Below are 15,049 nucleotides of genomic sequence, written 5' to 3'. Positions count from 1 at the left end.
TTTGCCTTTTTACTTTTTTGTCATTATCGCCATTTTCCTAAAATCGTCATAAATTAAATCTATTAAAATAAAATTGTACACAATTTAATTGGCTGTATATTTGCAGTGTTCTTTTATCTCAGACTTCAATACATGAATTGAGATCAGGAAAAATATAATTTAAAATAATAGAAATGTCATTAATAGAAAATTTACAGTGGAGACATGCGGTGAAAGCCTATGATCCAGCAAAAAAAGTATCAGAAAAAGATCTTAATACCATACTGGAAGCTGCAAGACTGGCTCCAACTTCTTCCGGGCTTCAGCCTTTCCGTGTGATTGTTGTTGAAAATCAGGAATTAAAAGAAAAGATGATGGCCGGTGCCTTAAACCCGGAAGTGATGAGAGATTCTTCCCACGTTTTGGTTTTTGCGGCATGGGACAGCTATTCCAATGAAAAAATTGACCAGGTATATGATTATCATACAGATGTAAGGGAATTGCCACGAGGCCGTTTCGGAAGCTACACGGATAAGATCAAAGAAATGTATGGGGCACAGACTCCTGATGAGCATTTTGCCCATACAGCCCGTCAGACGTATATTGCATTGGGATTTGCTTTGGCCCAGGCTGCGGAATTAAAGATCGACAGTACGCCTGCAGAAGGATTCAGCAACGAAGCCGTGGATGAAATCCTGGGATTAAAGGAACTGGGATTAAAAAGTGTCAGCCTCCTTTACCTTGGATACAGGGATGAAGAAAAAGACTGGCTTTCAACAATGAAGAAAGTAAGGGTTCCTATGGAGGAATTCATCATCAAAAATTAATATATTTCAGTATCACTTTCAAAACCGGATATTATGGAAAATTCAAAACCTTTACAGCTGGAAAATCAGATCTGCTTTCCGTTGTATGTTATTGCAAAGGAAATTACAGGACTTTACCGTCCGTTCCTGGATGAAATCGATATAACGTATCCACAGTATCTTGTAATGATGGTTTTATGGGAAAATGACGGCCTGCCAGTAAGCCACATCGGTGAAAAATTGTTTCTGGACAGCGGTACCTTAACTCCTCTGCTGAAAAGACTCGAAACTAAAGGAATTATTACCCGGAAACGAAAAAAAGAGGATGAGCGGGTGGTTGAAGTTTTTTTAACGGAATCAGGAAAACAGCTGCAGCAGAAGGCCTGCGAAATTCCCGGAAAAATACAGAACAAAATAGGGGTAGAAACCGAAGATCTTCTACACCTTAAAGACACAATTTTAAAAATATTAAACAAAATAGAAAAATAAATGAAAACATTATATACAACCCAAGTAACAGCACAGGGCGGAAGAAACGGCCAGGTAAAAAGTGAAAACGGAGTTTTGGAACTGGATGTAAGAATGCCTAAAGCTTTAGGTGGGAGCACTGATGATTTTGCCAATCCTGAAATGCTTTTTGCAGCTGGGTATTCAGCTTGTTTTGACAGTGCGCTTAACAGAGTGATCAGCCTGTCTAAAGTAAAAACCGGGGAAACCACTGTTACGGCAAAGGTAAGCATCGGGCAGATTGAAAACGGAGGATTCGGGCTGGCCGCGGAACTTGATGTAAATATTCCTGGAGTTTCCCTTGAGGAGGCACAGTCTCTGGTAGAAAAAGCGCATCAGATCTGCCCGTATTCCAATGCGACCAGAAATAATATGGAGGTGAAGCTTTCTGTTACGAATAACTAAGCTTTAATTTCTTTCATTTAAAATAAAATCTGTTTCTTATGGGAGCAGATTTTTAATCGTATACAAACAGCATGGACATTAGTTTTTTACTTATTCTTATTTTAGCCATCCTTATCTTAGTCATCAGATATTATACCCCGAAAATAAAGGGGTATATGGGCGAGCGCAGGGTTTCTGAAACGCTTAAAAGATTAAACAGTAAAGAATATATCGTCCTGAATAATATTGAATTAAAGGTTAAAGGCTCCATTTCACAAATAGACCACATCATTGTTTCAGACTATGGAATATTTGTTATTGAAACCAAGAATTATAAAGGCTGGATTTTAGGCTATGAAAAAGACAGGTACTGGTATCAGGTTATTTATAAGTACAGACATAAGTTTTATAATCCTGTTTTACAGAATCAGGGTCACATTTATGCTTTAAAGCACGTCCTGAAAAACTATAGCTTTCTGAGATATTATTCGATCATTGCATTTACAAAAAGGGCCACACTTAAGACCAAAACCTATACTGATGTTGTTTATACCAATAAGTTAGTCAAAACCATAAAAAAATATGACTCCGCTTATATCAATGAACGAACCAAGAACGAAATTGTCGCTACAATTCTTACTGCAAGGAAAAATATCCGTACTGAAGATAAAAAAATAATAGCCAATTCTACCATCAACCGGGCTGTTTCATGTCCAAATTGCGGAGGAAACCTTATTAAAAGAAACGGTCAATACGGATTTTTCTGGGGCTGCAGTAATTTCCCGAAATGTAATTATACAAGGAGCACAAAGTAAGAATTCTATTTAAAATCAGTCATTATCTCGTCACAGAATCACTTTTCTTGTATGCATCCACTTTCTTGTAAAAATCGTTCTTCTCTTTTTCCTTTTTATCAGAAATGAGGATTCCGAAGAGATGGTCTATTTCATGCTGGAAAATTACCGCCGTAAAGCCTTCTACAATTTCTGAATACTTCTGCCCTTTCAAATCCACATACTCTAACTGAATTACCTTGCTTCTGTAAAACTGATCCCTGAATTCTGGAATCGATAAATCGCCTTCCGGACCAAGATTCTGTAATTCCGACCGCCATACAATAACCGGATTGATGAAGTATTCCAGAGGATTTCCTTCTTTATCAAAACGTTCTACCCAGATTACTTTCCTGTTGATACCCACCTGTGGTGCCGCGATTCCCACTCCGCCGTCTGTGGAAAGAAGAGATTCTTTCATTCTTGTAACCAAAGTTGCCGTATGGGAATCAACCGGGTCAATTTCTTTGGATAGGGCTAATAAAGTTTTGTGCTGATCAGCATCTGTGGTCTGATAAATAGGTAACGCCGTTTTGATATCACCTTGATTGATAATGGAAAGTTCATCTGATGTGAGTTTCTGAGCGTTTACAAACCCCATTAAAAGAAGCATCAGGAAAGGTATTTTTCTCATTATTATAATTTGTGATATAAAGATAGATATTATGTTTTAAACATTGATTACCGGCCATATGTTTTGTAAGGCTTCGACTCCGCTCAGCCTGACCGCTCTAATACTAAGTGTAACCTCCTAACCAATGCCAGGCTGAGCACAGATAGAAGATCTGCGAACGGAAGTTTACTAAGCCTTTTCCTTATCACATCTTCAAACAAAAAAAACGGACCGAAGCCCGTTCCGTTCTATTGAATTTTAAAATGTTTTCGTCATATCCGCTGGAATAATCAGGTTGAAATCTGTTGGAATATAATCCTTTGCAGGAACTTTTAATTCCGGATCTTCAGATTCAAAAACAGAGATCACCGCCATTTTCAGGTTAGGGTTTTTCTGCTTGATGTACCAGTAAATTCCCCCGAATTCTTTGCTGTGGTAATTTCCGTTGTAATGGATAAATGTTTTTCCGGCCTTTACATTTTTCAGGATAGATTCGGCCATGGTGGCATCTTTTACAGCCTGAGCCGAGATAAAATTCATCACTTTTGTGCCTTCCGCATGATCACCCATCATGGCTTTCATCTCCTGATAACCCGGCGTATCCAATGTTACTTTAATAGGAAGCTGCGCAAGGTATGTTTTCTCTTTATCACTCAGTTTATTCAAAGATTCAAGACCTTCTTTTGCGGTTTGGGAAGCGTATCTTCTGGGAATATTGGTGCCAATAAAATTCAGCTTTTTAGCTTTGGCAAAATCAACGAGAGGTTTGTAGTCTGTTGCATAATTGTTCCACAAACGAGCCGAGTCTTTCAATGTTTTGGCATCAAATTTCCCAGTGATGTACTGATCCAGCTGCGACTGGTTATCCCGTTCGAACATTTCTGCTCCTAATATGATCTGGCCGTTTTTCTTTTCATGCAGACCTTCCGTTATTTTAAGCTGCAGCCAGTGATTAATGGAACTGTTATGATTTTCGCCAAAGAAAACCACATCATATTCAGCCAGCTCTTTAACCAGCTTGTCTGTTCTTACTTCCTTTCCTTTTTTATCATAAAACTGATAGGCTTTCAAATCCTGCGCATGCAGCATTCCAAAACCCGTCAACAGTATTGCTATGAGAATATTTTTCATTGTATTTCTTTATTTCAAATGTAGGGAAAAGGTATGGAGGCGAAAAAGCGAATAGGCAAATTTGCAAAATCGCACTTTTTGACGGTGTAGAACCATTCTGTTGTTCTTTTTTATTTTAACCTAAGCAATAAGCCTCCTTCGTTTTCTAAGCCTTCTTTGCCCATTAGCAAATTCGCCTTTTTGCCTTTTCGCCTTTTCGCGTCTCCACCCTTTTACCAAAAAAGACCGCCTTGAAATATAAAAACAAAACGGCCCTTCAAAAATCATCTAACTATTTATTTTTCTAATTCCGCTACAAGGTCTTTCCACTCCTGCAGCTCAGGAATTCCAGGTTTTCTCTTTCCAAAGAACTGAACGATAAAATCTCCTTCCTTGTTGAATACTTCGATAGCCGTTACTTCACCATCTTCAGTAGGTTTTTTCACGATCCATGCTTCAGCGATTTTTGTTACATCCAGGTGTAAGTTGAAATCAGGATCCATTACATTGAACCACTGCTGGTGCCAAAGTGTTTTCTTTACATTTCCGGTGTGGATCTGGATAATTCCTCTGTTTCCCACGAAAGCCATGATCGGGATATTCTTTTCGGAAGCATCTTCCAGAACATTGACCACCTTAGCGTTATCAATCTTTTTAGTAAATCCTTCTGGTGCAAGTCTTAAAGCCTGAGTTCTGCTTACCCCGAATTTTCTGGTCATCATGAAGAAGTCGTGGGTATCTTTTAATTCGGTCCATGCTGTTCTGAAGCCTTCTGTATCAATCTCTGAGTCTGCTTTTTCGGGAGCTTTCGGAGCTACTGCTTCAATGGTAAGAGCCTGGTTCTGATCTTCCGCCTTGAATTTTTCTACGATCGCATCGAAAGCAGCTTCATTGCTGGTTTTCGTCAGGTAAATCTTATGAAGGGCAAGACCGTCTTTTCCAAAGAACTGAAGACTTTTTTTATCTCCTTCCACTACAGCAAATGCCGATTTCCAATGATTAAGGAAAATTCTTAAGTCAATATCTTCTCCTACAAAAAGCTGCGCATGCGGACTGCTGAAATCACCGTTCTGGTAAGTTCCTTTTCTTTCGTGTACACATTCGTCATTGCGGGTAAGTGCCATTACTTTTCCTAACTGTTCTGCTTCGGTAAGGATAGCAGGAAATTCAGGGTTTAATACGGTTACTCCCTCTCCTATGCTTGTTGCCAGCAATTCAGCTTCGCTTACGCCTAACTGTGCTGCTGCATTTCTTATTCTTATATGTGGATTTTCTGCTTTCAGAGCCTCCCATTTTTCCTTTAAATCATTAACTAACGTGCTCATTATTTTATTTTTTTATGGTTAAAACTGTGTAAATTCTATGGACGGTTTCGTTTCTGGATTTGCCTGGTATATCTTCTTCTTTTTCGGAAATTTTCATTCTTTTGAAGTGGCTTTTAGAAACCAGCTGTTCCATTTCACTGTTGCTGTACATCGTAAAATTGAATTCTGTAAACGGCAGGGTTTCCATGAACTTCCTCTGTCCGAACGTGAGAACAAAAGTTCCGTCTTTCTTGAGAACCCTGTAGATCTCATTGAGAAACTCAACCGGTTCTTCCCAGAAATAGACTGTGTTTACTGTAAATATTTTGTCAAATGTCTTATCTTCAAAAGGAAGTTTTTTGCCTTCGTACAGTACAAATTCCGCCTGGCTTTCAAAATCTTTATTCAGCTTTCTGGCTTCATTGTACATGGTTTCGGAGATATCTACGCCTGTATATTTCAGGTTTTGTGCTCTGTTCAGAATATTTTTCAGGTGCCCGGCATTTCCGTGTCCTATTTCAAGGATATGCTCATCATCTTCTATTAAAAGCGTTTTAATGCTTTCCATAGTCATGCTGATGTTGGTTTCATGCATCATCTCTGCAATCTCGACCCCTTTTTCTCCTTGCGGATTGGCGAGATTCTGAGCGAGGATTTTTAATTCATCTTTTTCCATGGTTATCCAAAAATGATCATTGGGTTATTGGTAATCGGGTGTTCGCAGATGGTGCACGGGAAATTGTAGGCATGGCTGATATTGTCAGCAGTGAACACTTCCTCCGGCGTTCCGTATGCGGAAACCTTTCCTGATTTCATTAATAAGATTTTATCTGCAAACTGTGCAGCAAGATTCAGATCATGTAAAACAACAATCGCTGAATTGGCTTTCTGAGTAAACTTTTTGATGATTTCCAAAGCCTTGTACTGATGTTTTATATCCAGGTTATTCAACGGCTCATCCAGAAAAACCAGTTTATGAGCGATATCGTTTTCAAGCTGGGACATCACGCGGGACAGGTGTACCCTTTGTTTTTCCCCTCCGGACAATGTGTTGTATTCACGGTCTTTAAGGTGGAAAATGTCGGTTTCACCCATCATCCTGTTGGTGGCCTCAAGGTCTTCTTTCCCCGGCTGGGCATCAAAATAAGGGTATCTGCCCATCATAATGACATCTTTTACGTCAAGAGGAATATCATTGCTGTTGTGTTGCGAAAATTTGGCTTTGTGCAAAGACAGTTCTTTCACATCCCACCGGTTGATGGGCTTATCTTTGAACAGTATTTCCTGTCTGGATTTCACTTCATTGGCCAGAACACTCAGAAGACTGGATTTCCCTGCTCCGTTCGGGCCCACAATGGCAAGAAATTCACCATATCCGAGAGCAACATCCACACCATCAAGAATATGAAAATCTTTGTGTTTGTAGCTGATCTGATGTGCCTTTATCATTACAGGGATTTTTTAAATTTAATTAAAATAGCAATAAAAATAGGACCTCCCATAAGTGCCGTAAGAATCCCGATCGGTAGTTCGGAAGGTTCCACAATACTTCTGCTGAAGGTATCTGCCGTTAACAGTAATATACTTCCGCATATAGCTGACAAAGGCAAGATAAATGTATAATTCGATTTGAATAAAAGCCTTAAAATATAGGGTACGATAAGGCCTACAAATCCTATGGTTCCGGAAAATGCCACGCAGGTTCCCACCATTAACGATACTATAATAATAATCTGTTTTTTAAGCTTTTCTACATTAATTCCCAGGTGCTGGGCATCTTTTTCTCCAAGCATCATGGCATTCAGCGCCTTTCCTTTCGGAAGCAGTATTATGTAGGAAATAATGAGCACCACGGCCAGAATAATATTCTTGGTCCAGGTTGCTGCCGCCAGACTTCCCAGATTCCAGAAGGTAAGATCCCGGAGCTGTTCATCTTTTGAGATATAGATCAAAAATCCGGTAATCGAAAACCCGATCGCCGTTATGGCTACCCCGGTAAGGAGCATCATGACTACATTGGTTTTTCCGCTGCTTGTGGAAATCCTGTACACCAGCATCATCGACAAAAATGATCCTACGAATGCTGAGATTCCTACTAATGAAAATTGTACAGTTTCAGGAAGATATTCTTTGAAATGCCCTCCTAAAACAATCGCAATTGCCGCCAATAGTGTCGCTCCGGAGGTAAGTCCTATCAGATCTCCTGTCGCCAGAGGGTTTTTGAAAAGCCCCTGCAGACCGGTCCCTGAAACGGAAAGCATACTTCCTATTAAAATGGCCATAATGATCCTTGCTGCCCGTACATCCCAGATAACATACTTATCACTTAAAGATAAATCCGGGTCCCCTTTTATATACTTCCATAAAATATTGAAAGGCGACGCACCCTTAAAGTCGTAAACGCCTGTATTAAGTGCCAGTACCGCGATAATAACCAGCAGTACGGCACCTATAGCTGAATAAAAGTATAGTTTACTTTGTGTTCTCAATTAAAAGTTTGTTTAATCCTACTGCTGCTTCTCCCAGTCTAGGTCCGAAACCTGAAACCAGTCCTCCATCCATTGCGATGATCTTTTTGTTCTTCCCTGCGTTGGTCTGTGCTACGCCAGGCATTTTCAGAGCTCCTTCGTTTCCGCCCGCACCCTGAAGTCCGGTAGAGAAGAAGAATAAAACGTCCGGATTAGCTTTTACCACTGCTTCCGGTGTTAATGGTTTGAAGTCTTCGAAATCCTTCACTGCATTTTCTGCACCTGCAAGACCGATCAATGCATCCATAGGGGTATTTTTTCCTGAAACCATCAGCATATTTCCTCTTGCATAGATGAACAATACCTTTGGCTTTTTAGCCATCGGCTGGATCTGTTTCATATCTGCATCAATCTTATCATTTAATTTCTGATAATCTGTATTGCCGATTGCTTTCGCTACATCAGCAATTAGTTTTTTAGTTCCTTCTACGGTATATTCCTGCTTGAAAACCTCAGTTTTGATCCCTGATGATTTGATTTTGTTCATCAGTTCAGGATTAATATCTTTTCCAGACGCTAAAATCAAAGTAGGATTTACAGCCATAATAGGCTCAATGGTTATTGATCTTACGTGACCCAGATTTTCAGATGTAGCTTTTAATGTTTCAGGATAAGTACTGGTAACATCTGTTGCTACAATTTCTTTTTCGTGCCCCAATGCACTTACGATCTCAGTAATACCGCCACTTAATGTAACGATTTTATTATTGCTTTTCGGGGCTTCGGAGGAAGCTTCCGTTGTATTTTCTTTTTTAGCCCCTTCTTCTTTTTTGCATGAATATACTGCCATCAGAATAGAAGCCGCAAGGATTAATTTTTTCATGATATACAATTATTTGATTATCTTATAAAGGTTTGTATTCGAACTGAGGGAAGCCCCGTTCTCCAGCCTGGCCGTTTGCATCAGTTACATCTTTGGTAAGCCTTGTAAATTTAAGCTTAAAATAAAATCCGTCACGATCTTTTATGACATAGAAACGGTCACCATATACTTCAAGACCATTAGTTCCTACAGGATTTCTCCAATTTGATCCGATTACCCTGTGATCGTTATAAACAAATTTAGACTGATCCACATCAGCAATTTTAAAATTATTATAAGCCTCAATACCGGAACCGGAAGTCACCATAACTTCATAAGCCCCCACTCCGCCTACATTATTGTTGGTTACAAAATCACCATATATATAACTTCCCGCTCCTGAAATCACGTTTGTAAATACAGTAAAACAAAGATCCCACTTATTTTTTTCCGGCTGAATAAATACTTCTTTTTTATCCTTCAGGCTTACAAAATTGTAATTGTATGCGGTATTTTTGATCACATTAATCTCAGAATAATTTCCTCCATCCAGATCTGCTGATTTTACCTTATATCCGTCTGTGATTCTCAGGATCTGAACTTTTTTCCATCCTCTGCTGTCTCCTCCCGTTGCGATTGAACCTACTGCGACTGACCCTGTATAAATTTCCTTACCCATATTTACCAGATAAATGGCATTTCCTGAATCGTCTGCTTTTATCTCTTCAATAGCAGTGTATCCTGTTGGGAAATTTCCTTTTACATCATCTATATAAACTTCATTGGCAGGATTGAAATTAGCAACCTGAACCAAGTCTTTCAGGGAAGCAACGCTGGCCTCCGTTACCTGATTAAAGTTGGTAACATTCGGAATTTTTCCGGCAGCCATCATAATAGATGAATTTAAAACTACTTTAAATTTATCTCCTGAATATAGGGCAAGGTCCCAATCTGTTCTTCTGGTAAATGTCTGTACCGGTCCTTTTGTTTCAGGATCAGTCTGGCTAAGATCTATCCAAACCTGGTTAGGCTGTGTAGCTCCACCTACTTTTGGATTTCCAAGAGAGCCCTGAACCGGAGCTACGGCAACCGGATCTTCATTATCGTTAATACAAGACTGTGAAATAAATGAAGCTCCCACTAAAAGGCAAAATATTATTTTTTTCATTTTAATTTCTCTTTAAAAGTTATAATTTAAGCGGGCAAAATAACTTCTGCCATAGAATAAGTTCTGATTGTTTGCGCCGGCGTTATGCCCGTCTCCTGCAATGGTGGTATTTCTGATAGATGATACATCAAATATGTTCTTGATTCCCAGGGCAATTTCAAAATGATCTTTAAAGAAAGGCTGCGAAACTGTAAAATTCATCATATTAAAGTCTCCGATTTCCCCCAGAATATATTGTCCCGGATCAAGTGGATCTTTAGCGTTTGCTTTATGAACATATTGTCTGCTTACCCCTGAATATTTGTAGTAAAGAGCAAAAAGTGTCTTGGTTTTTGGCAGGGTATAATTGGCGGCCAGGTTAGCCTCCACATAAAAATTAAAATCTTCCGGAGAATTAATATTTCCTGTATTCAGGGCCTGGGAAATGCCTAAGGTGGAAACTCCGGCATTAAAGCTCAGGTTTTCTTTTCTAATATTTACACTTCCTCCGAACAGCAATGACTTGTAACTGTCTATATTCAGATAGGTGTATTTAAGAGGGCTGTTGGTGATAATAACACTTTCAATCCTGTCTTTCACATCAAGGTACATACCTGAAGCACTGATATTGAATTTCCAGTCGTTTGAATTTTTAATATTGTAATCCCAGAATACTCCAACGGAAAACCCCGTTTCAGGATTCAGATTCTCATTTCCTCTGATATCATGGTTATTGTCCACCATATAGGTATACAGCTCATCGTAGGTAGGGAATCTGTTTGCAGATCCGAAAACACCGCGGATGTCAGATTTTTCGTTAAAACTATATCTTGCCGTAAGGGAATAATTAAACTGGGAATCGAATTTATCACTCAATGCAAGTCTGGCTCCGGGACGAACAGAAAATTTATCCGTCAGTTTCCATTCTGCCGACAGGAAATTGGCATAATTGAAAATGGTTCTGCTAATGTCTTCTTTTCCTGATGTTCCAAAAGTCCCTGTTGTACTGCTTGCAAGACCTTTTGTATGGTCGAGTTCATACCCTAACTGGAAGTTTATTTTCTCGCTGTTCAGGAAATTACTGAACATTCCTCTTGAATACAAAACTTCTGACTTATAATAAGTCTGTTTTGGATCTCTTGAGGCTTCTGTACGGTTCGGGACATCATATTTGTAATTCTGAAATTTTCTTTCCTGGCTCTGGTAAGAGAAATCTCCGTTGTAATTGATTCTTCCGAGCTTCGTCTGAATATTGAACTGATGGATCCATCTAGTGGTAAAATAATCTTTATCATTGGAAACATAAGTTCTCTGACCTCCGCCAAGAGGTTTATCTTCTACAATCGGGTTATAAAAATTAACTGTTTCTGTCAGGAAATTTACTTTATAGAATAAAGAGGTGTTATTTTTCGCATATCGAACCGCCGCATTAGTAATCAGCTGGTCTTTAGGCTGCCATTCATAACCTCTGAGTGCTTTGTCAGGGTCAAAAAATTTATAACCTCCATACTTTCCTTTATATCCCTGAAAATCATTATGATTGATATCTGCGGTAATAGACCAGTTTTCTGATAGCTTATATCCGATATTCAAAGACTGGACATGGCGGCCATTGCCTTTTTTAAACCAGTCGTAGTCTTTTCCTACCGTTTCTTCCTGCATGCTGGCCGCAAGATTAAACTTTTTAGAATAAGTCTTCTTCGTAATAATGTTGATAACCCCTGCTACGGCATTATTTCCATATTCTACTCCCATTGAACCTTTTACAATTTCAATGCGTTCGATATTATTTACATTCAGTTTGGTCAGGTCCACCAGGTTTCCCATCCCCTGATCACTTACAACGGGAATATTATCAATAAGAACTTTGGTATATTCTCCGCTCAGTCCCATGATATTGGCATTGGAATCACCACTGCTTCTGTCGGGCTGTATTAAAATATTAAGATTTTGATTCAGAACTTCTGCCACATTCGTAACTGCCATATTCTTAATCTGTTCTGCATTAATAACCTCTACTTTATAAATGGATTTATTGATAGATTGCTGAGTATATTGGCCTGTAAGGACCACTTCTTCTATTTTCTTCTGATTAAGAGAATCTTTTTCTTGTGCGTTCATCCATAAGGCTACGGATAATGAGAGAACGGAAAGCACTTTCTTCTTCATAGAGTAAAAATTTTCGCAAATATAACGCTTTATTTAGAATAGTTAAAAATAAATACTTATTTTTGTAGAACAATTCTAAATAAAAAATAACGTTATGAAATTAAAACTACTTTTAGGAACATTGATGTTTACGGCTTTTACAGCTAGTGCACAATTACCGACTATAAATGAAAATTTCGATTCTTTTAATACCGGTATTGGAAATCCATTACCTCAAAACGGATGGACCAGTGTTGCGACAGGACAAAGATTGTATCCTGATGCAGCAAATGGAAATAAGTACTTGCAAGGGTATACATTTTTTTCACCTAACATACCATTCTATGCAATTACACCACAGATAACCGTACCAGACGGAACAAAATCATTATCATTTTCTGTAGCTCTTACTACTGGTTCGGGTGGCGCGGGTTCTATTCAGGCAGGTCTGGTTTCAAGCAACAGTGATATGTCAAGTTTTACTGCACTTGGGTCAACAGTTGATATTACTTCCACTACTCCTCAAACCTTAACCTATACTGTTCCTGCGTCAGCACAACAGTATATTGCCTTCAAGTTTATCGGGAATGCAAATCATGCTGCTATCCTTATTGATAATGTAGTGTACAATACATCTTCTTCATTAGGAGTAAGAGATAACAACAAGTCGACAGGTGAAATTAAATTTGCAGTGAATGCAGATCAGACTGCACTGGAGTTTATAACGAAAAAAGATCCAAAAAATATCCAGATTTACTCTGCTGCAGGCCAAAAAGCTGCGGAAGGAAAATTAAAAGGACAGAAATTTGATATCAGCGGTCTTCACTCCGGAGTTTATTATATGCTGATCGAAACTGCGGAAGGTTCTGTAGTAAAATCTAAATTCATCAAAAAATAAGGTTTATTAGACAGTACGCCTTTATAGGAGCCGGCTGGAAGATTTCCAGCCGGCTCTTTTTTTATAGTCAGCACAAGAGGTTTTATCACAGATTAAAATAAAAACACGATAAAAATCATGTTTTTATTTAGAATGATTAAAAATAATTATCTACTTTTGTGGAATCATTCTAAATAAGAAACGTATTAAAATTTTAATTGTTATGAAAACAAAACTACTTTTGACTTCTTTGTTTGCACTATCGGTTCAACAAACAGTACTGGCACAAACAGATGCCAATGGATATACTACGGTTAATATGTCTATGGGAGCCAGCTACCAGAACCGTGTATTTTTCGATTTAAGTGCCAACAATGTAGTATCACAGCCTGCCAATTCATGGGATGTAGCTTTTTACAGAGCATCTGCAACAAACTTTGGTACAAGGGTTAATGACGCCTATGATATAAAGGTATACCAGGCATCTGCCAATCCTGCGGACTGGAACAGCATCACAACTAACAGTATTGCTACTTATGGCGCTCCTCTTTTTAATCTTGACAATACCACATCTATACAGGAAGGGGCTTTTGAACAGGGCTCTGCAGCATATGGATGGGGAGCATATAACCCTGGAAATCACCACATAGAAGGAAAGGTGATCTTTATTATGCAGTACGCTTCAGGAGCATCTGTTAAATTTATGATTGAAGATTACTACGGGGGTTACACTTTTAAATACGCAAAATGGAATACCGCTACTTCTTCCTGGGATGCCACACAGACAAAAACAGTTGCCAACGGATCGGATGATGCTTATTTCAATTATTTCTCATTTACTACAGGAGAAAAGGTTCCCAATCTTGAACCTGCCAGAGCAAGCTGGGATTTAATGTTCACAAGATATTATACAGATTATGCTTATGTCGATCCACAGGGAAATCCACAGACCATGAAATACAGAATGGCCGGGGTTATCCAAAACCCTAACATCACGGTAGCAAAAGTAAGACCTGAGACCCAGGAAACTGCAGTATCTACTATTCCGGCTGCTAATGCATTCTCCAGTAATATCACGGCTATCGGTCATTCATGGAAGCCAACTTCAGGCGTGTATAACGATGCTGTATATTATATCAAACAGGGTTCAGACTATTACAGATTGTATTTTATTTCCAATGAAGGTATGCAAACCGGTAATATGTATTTCAAATACAAAAAGATCACAGCTACCTTGGGAATCACGGAAGTAAGCAAAAAAGCGTCATTCGGGATCTATCCAAACCCTACGGCTGCTGACAAAAAAGTGACTGTCCTGTTCGATGTTAAAGAAAAAGCGGATAACAAGGGAAGCATTGAAGTATATGACCTTACCGGTAAAAAAGTACACAGTGCAGAACTTACCAACCAGGCAGGCTTATACAAGCAGGACCTTAACCTGTCTCATCTTACAGCCGGAAACTATCTGGTAAAAATTACATTCGGGGGCAGCACGGAAACAAAAAAACTCATTGTAAAATAACTTAAAATTTTAATACTTTCTATTTTTTCTAATCAAAAGGCGGTTTCAGTTTCTGAAGCCGCTTTTGCTTGAAAAAAATTAAGAAATTAAGACCTCATAAAAAAAGCAATGAACATCCCACCACCACTTAATCCCTTAATTCTTAAATCTTTTAATCTTTTAATTTTTAAATCTTAAGTTTCTCAATAAATCTTAAACCCCTTATACACCTCCGCCGAGCTTTCCATCATTTTTGAAGCCTCTTTTCTGAAATCCAGTAAATGGTCCTGTCCATTGTGTCTGGTGTGGTGGTCTACGGTTTCCCAAAGTTCAACCAAGAAGAATGTTCCTTTATTATCTTTATCTTCTATAAGGTCGTACTGAAGGCAGCCTTCTTCTTTTCTGGTTTCCTTCACAAGTTTTTGAAAAAGTTCCACAGCGTCCATCAAATAGTTTTCATTAAACTTAAAAAGCGCTACGATATGTAAATTCATGTTCTGTTATTTAGAG

At 38.7% G+C, this 15,049-nt stretch carries 16 protein-coding genes; 6 read left to right on the top strand and 10 right to left on the bottom strand.

The genetic code is table 11. From position 1 onward, the window contains the following. Nucleotides 1-173 precede the first annotated feature (173 nt). From B7E04_RS10765 to B7E04_RS10750, 4 genes are all read left to right on the top strand, one after another. On the top strand, nt 174-806 hold the full coding sequence (locus B7E04_RS10765; RefSeq protein ID WP_080778657.1) for an NAD(P)H-dependent oxidoreductase: 633 nt from the start codon (nt 174-176) through the stop codon (nt 804-806). A gap of 33 nt (nt 807-839) precedes the next feature. Continuing rightward, nucleotides 840-1,274 (top strand): MarR family winged helix-turn-helix transcriptional regulator, encoded by a 435-nt coding sequence (locus B7E04_RS10760; protein ID WP_080778656.1) that lies wholly within the window; start codon nt 840-842, stop codon nt 1,272-1,274. After that, the gene (locus tag B7E04_RS10755; RefSeq protein ID WP_080778655.1) at nt 1,275-1,697 is read left to right on the top strand and encodes an organic hydroperoxide resistance protein; all 423 of its coding nucleotides are present in this window, start codon (nt 1,275-1,277) and stop codon (nt 1,695-1,697) included. Between the two features lie 71 nt (nt 1,698-1,768). Further along, entirely contained in the window at nt 1,769-2,491 is a 723-nt protein-coding gene (locus B7E04_RS10750) for an NERD domain-containing protein (RefSeq protein ID WP_080778654.1), read from the top strand. A 22-nt stretch (nt 2,492-2,513) separates the two neighbouring features. Here B7E04_RS10750 and def read toward each other — a convergent pair whose 3' ends face one another. The 9 genes from def to B7E04_RS10705 form a co-directional block, all read right to left on the bottom strand. After that, the gene (gene def / locus B7E04_RS10745) at nt 2,514-3,143 is read right to left on the bottom strand and encodes a peptide deformylase (protein ID WP_080778653.1); all 630 of its coding nucleotides are present in this window, start codon (nt 3,141-3,143) and stop codon (nt 2,514-2,516) included. A gap of 237 nt (nt 3,144-3,380) precedes the next feature. Then, the gene (locus tag B7E04_RS10740) at nt 3,381-4,253 is read right to left on the bottom strand and encodes a ChaN family lipoprotein (RefSeq protein WP_080778652.1); all 873 of its coding nucleotides are present in this window, start codon (nt 4,251-4,253) and stop codon (nt 3,381-3,383) included. A 275-nt stretch (nt 4,254-4,528) separates the two neighbouring features. After that, nucleotides 4,529-5,557, bottom strand: a complete 1,029-nt coding sequence (locus B7E04_RS10735; RefSeq protein ID WP_080778651.1) for a hemin-degrading factor — start codon at nt 5,555-5,557, stop codon at nt 4,529-4,531. Nucleotides 5,558-5,561: 4 nt separating this feature from the next. Then, nucleotides 5,562-6,212: a class I SAM-dependent methyltransferase gene (locus B7E04_RS10730; protein WP_080778650.1), complete on the bottom strand. Its 651-nt coding sequence runs from the start codon at nt 6,210-6,212 to the stop codon at nt 5,562-5,564. Between the two features lie 2 nt (nt 6,213-6,214). After that, nucleotides 6,215-6,985, bottom strand: a complete 771-nt coding sequence (locus B7E04_RS10725) for a heme ABC transporter ATP-binding protein (protein ID WP_080778649.1) — start codon at nt 6,983-6,985, stop codon at nt 6,215-6,217. Next, nucleotides 6,985-8,025 carry a FecCD family ABC transporter permease gene (locus tag B7E04_RS10720; RefSeq protein WP_080778648.1) on the bottom strand — a complete coding sequence of 347 codons (1,041 nt, stop codon included), beginning with the start codon at nt 8,023-8,025 and terminating at the stop codon, nt 6,985-6,987. The genes B7E04_RS10725 and B7E04_RS10720 overlap by 1 nt, the downstream gene beginning before the upstream one ends. Then, a complete protein-coding gene (locus B7E04_RS10715; protein WP_080778647.1) occupies nt 8,009-8,887 on the bottom strand; it encodes a heme/hemin ABC transporter substrate-binding protein in 879 nt (292 codons plus the stop codon). Before B7E04_RS10715 ends, B7E04_RS10720 begins: the two co-directional genes overlap by 17 nt. Before the next feature lie 22 nt (nt 8,888-8,909). Beyond that, nucleotides 8,910-10,034 (bottom strand): HmuY family protein, encoded by a 1,125-nt coding sequence (locus B7E04_RS10710; protein ID WP_228439902.1) that lies wholly within the window; start codon nt 10,032-10,034, stop codon nt 8,910-8,912. Nucleotides 10,035-10,046: 12 nt separating this feature from the next. Then, on the bottom strand, nt 10,047-12,182 hold the full coding sequence (locus B7E04_RS10705) for a TonB-dependent receptor plug domain-containing protein (protein ID WP_080778645.1): 2,136 nt from the start codon (nt 12,180-12,182) through the stop codon (nt 10,047-10,049). A 94-nt stretch (nt 12,183-12,276) separates the two neighbouring features. Between B7E04_RS10705 and B7E04_RS10700 the strand changes: the two genes are divergently transcribed. Then, nucleotides 12,277-13,059 (top strand): T9SS-dependent choice-of-anchor J family protein, encoded by a 783-nt coding sequence (locus tag B7E04_RS10700; RefSeq protein WP_080778644.1) that lies wholly within the window; start codon nt 12,277-12,279, stop codon nt 13,057-13,059. 202 nt (nt 13,060-13,261) lie between these two features. Next, nucleotides 13,262-14,560 (top strand): T9SS type A sorting domain-containing protein, encoded by a 1,299-nt coding sequence (locus B7E04_RS10695; protein ID WP_080778643.1) that lies wholly within the window; start codon nt 13,262-13,264, stop codon nt 14,558-14,560. A 182-nt stretch (nt 14,561-14,742) separates the two neighbouring features. Here B7E04_RS10695 and B7E04_RS10690 read toward each other — a convergent pair whose 3' ends face one another. Further along, complete coding sequence (locus tag B7E04_RS10690) at nt 14,743-15,033, bottom strand: putative quinol monooxygenase (RefSeq protein ID WP_080778642.1); 291 nt, start codon at nt 15,031-15,033, stop codon at nt 14,743-14,745. Between the last annotated feature and the right edge of the window lie 16 nt (nt 15,034-15,049).

The organism is Chryseobacterium phocaeense (assembly GCF_900169075.1).
Lineage (GTDB): Bacteria > Bacteroidota > Bacteroidia > Flavobacteriales > Weeksellaceae > Chryseobacterium > Chryseobacterium phocaeense.
This window is presented reverse-complemented; position numbering and strand designations above follow the sequence as displayed.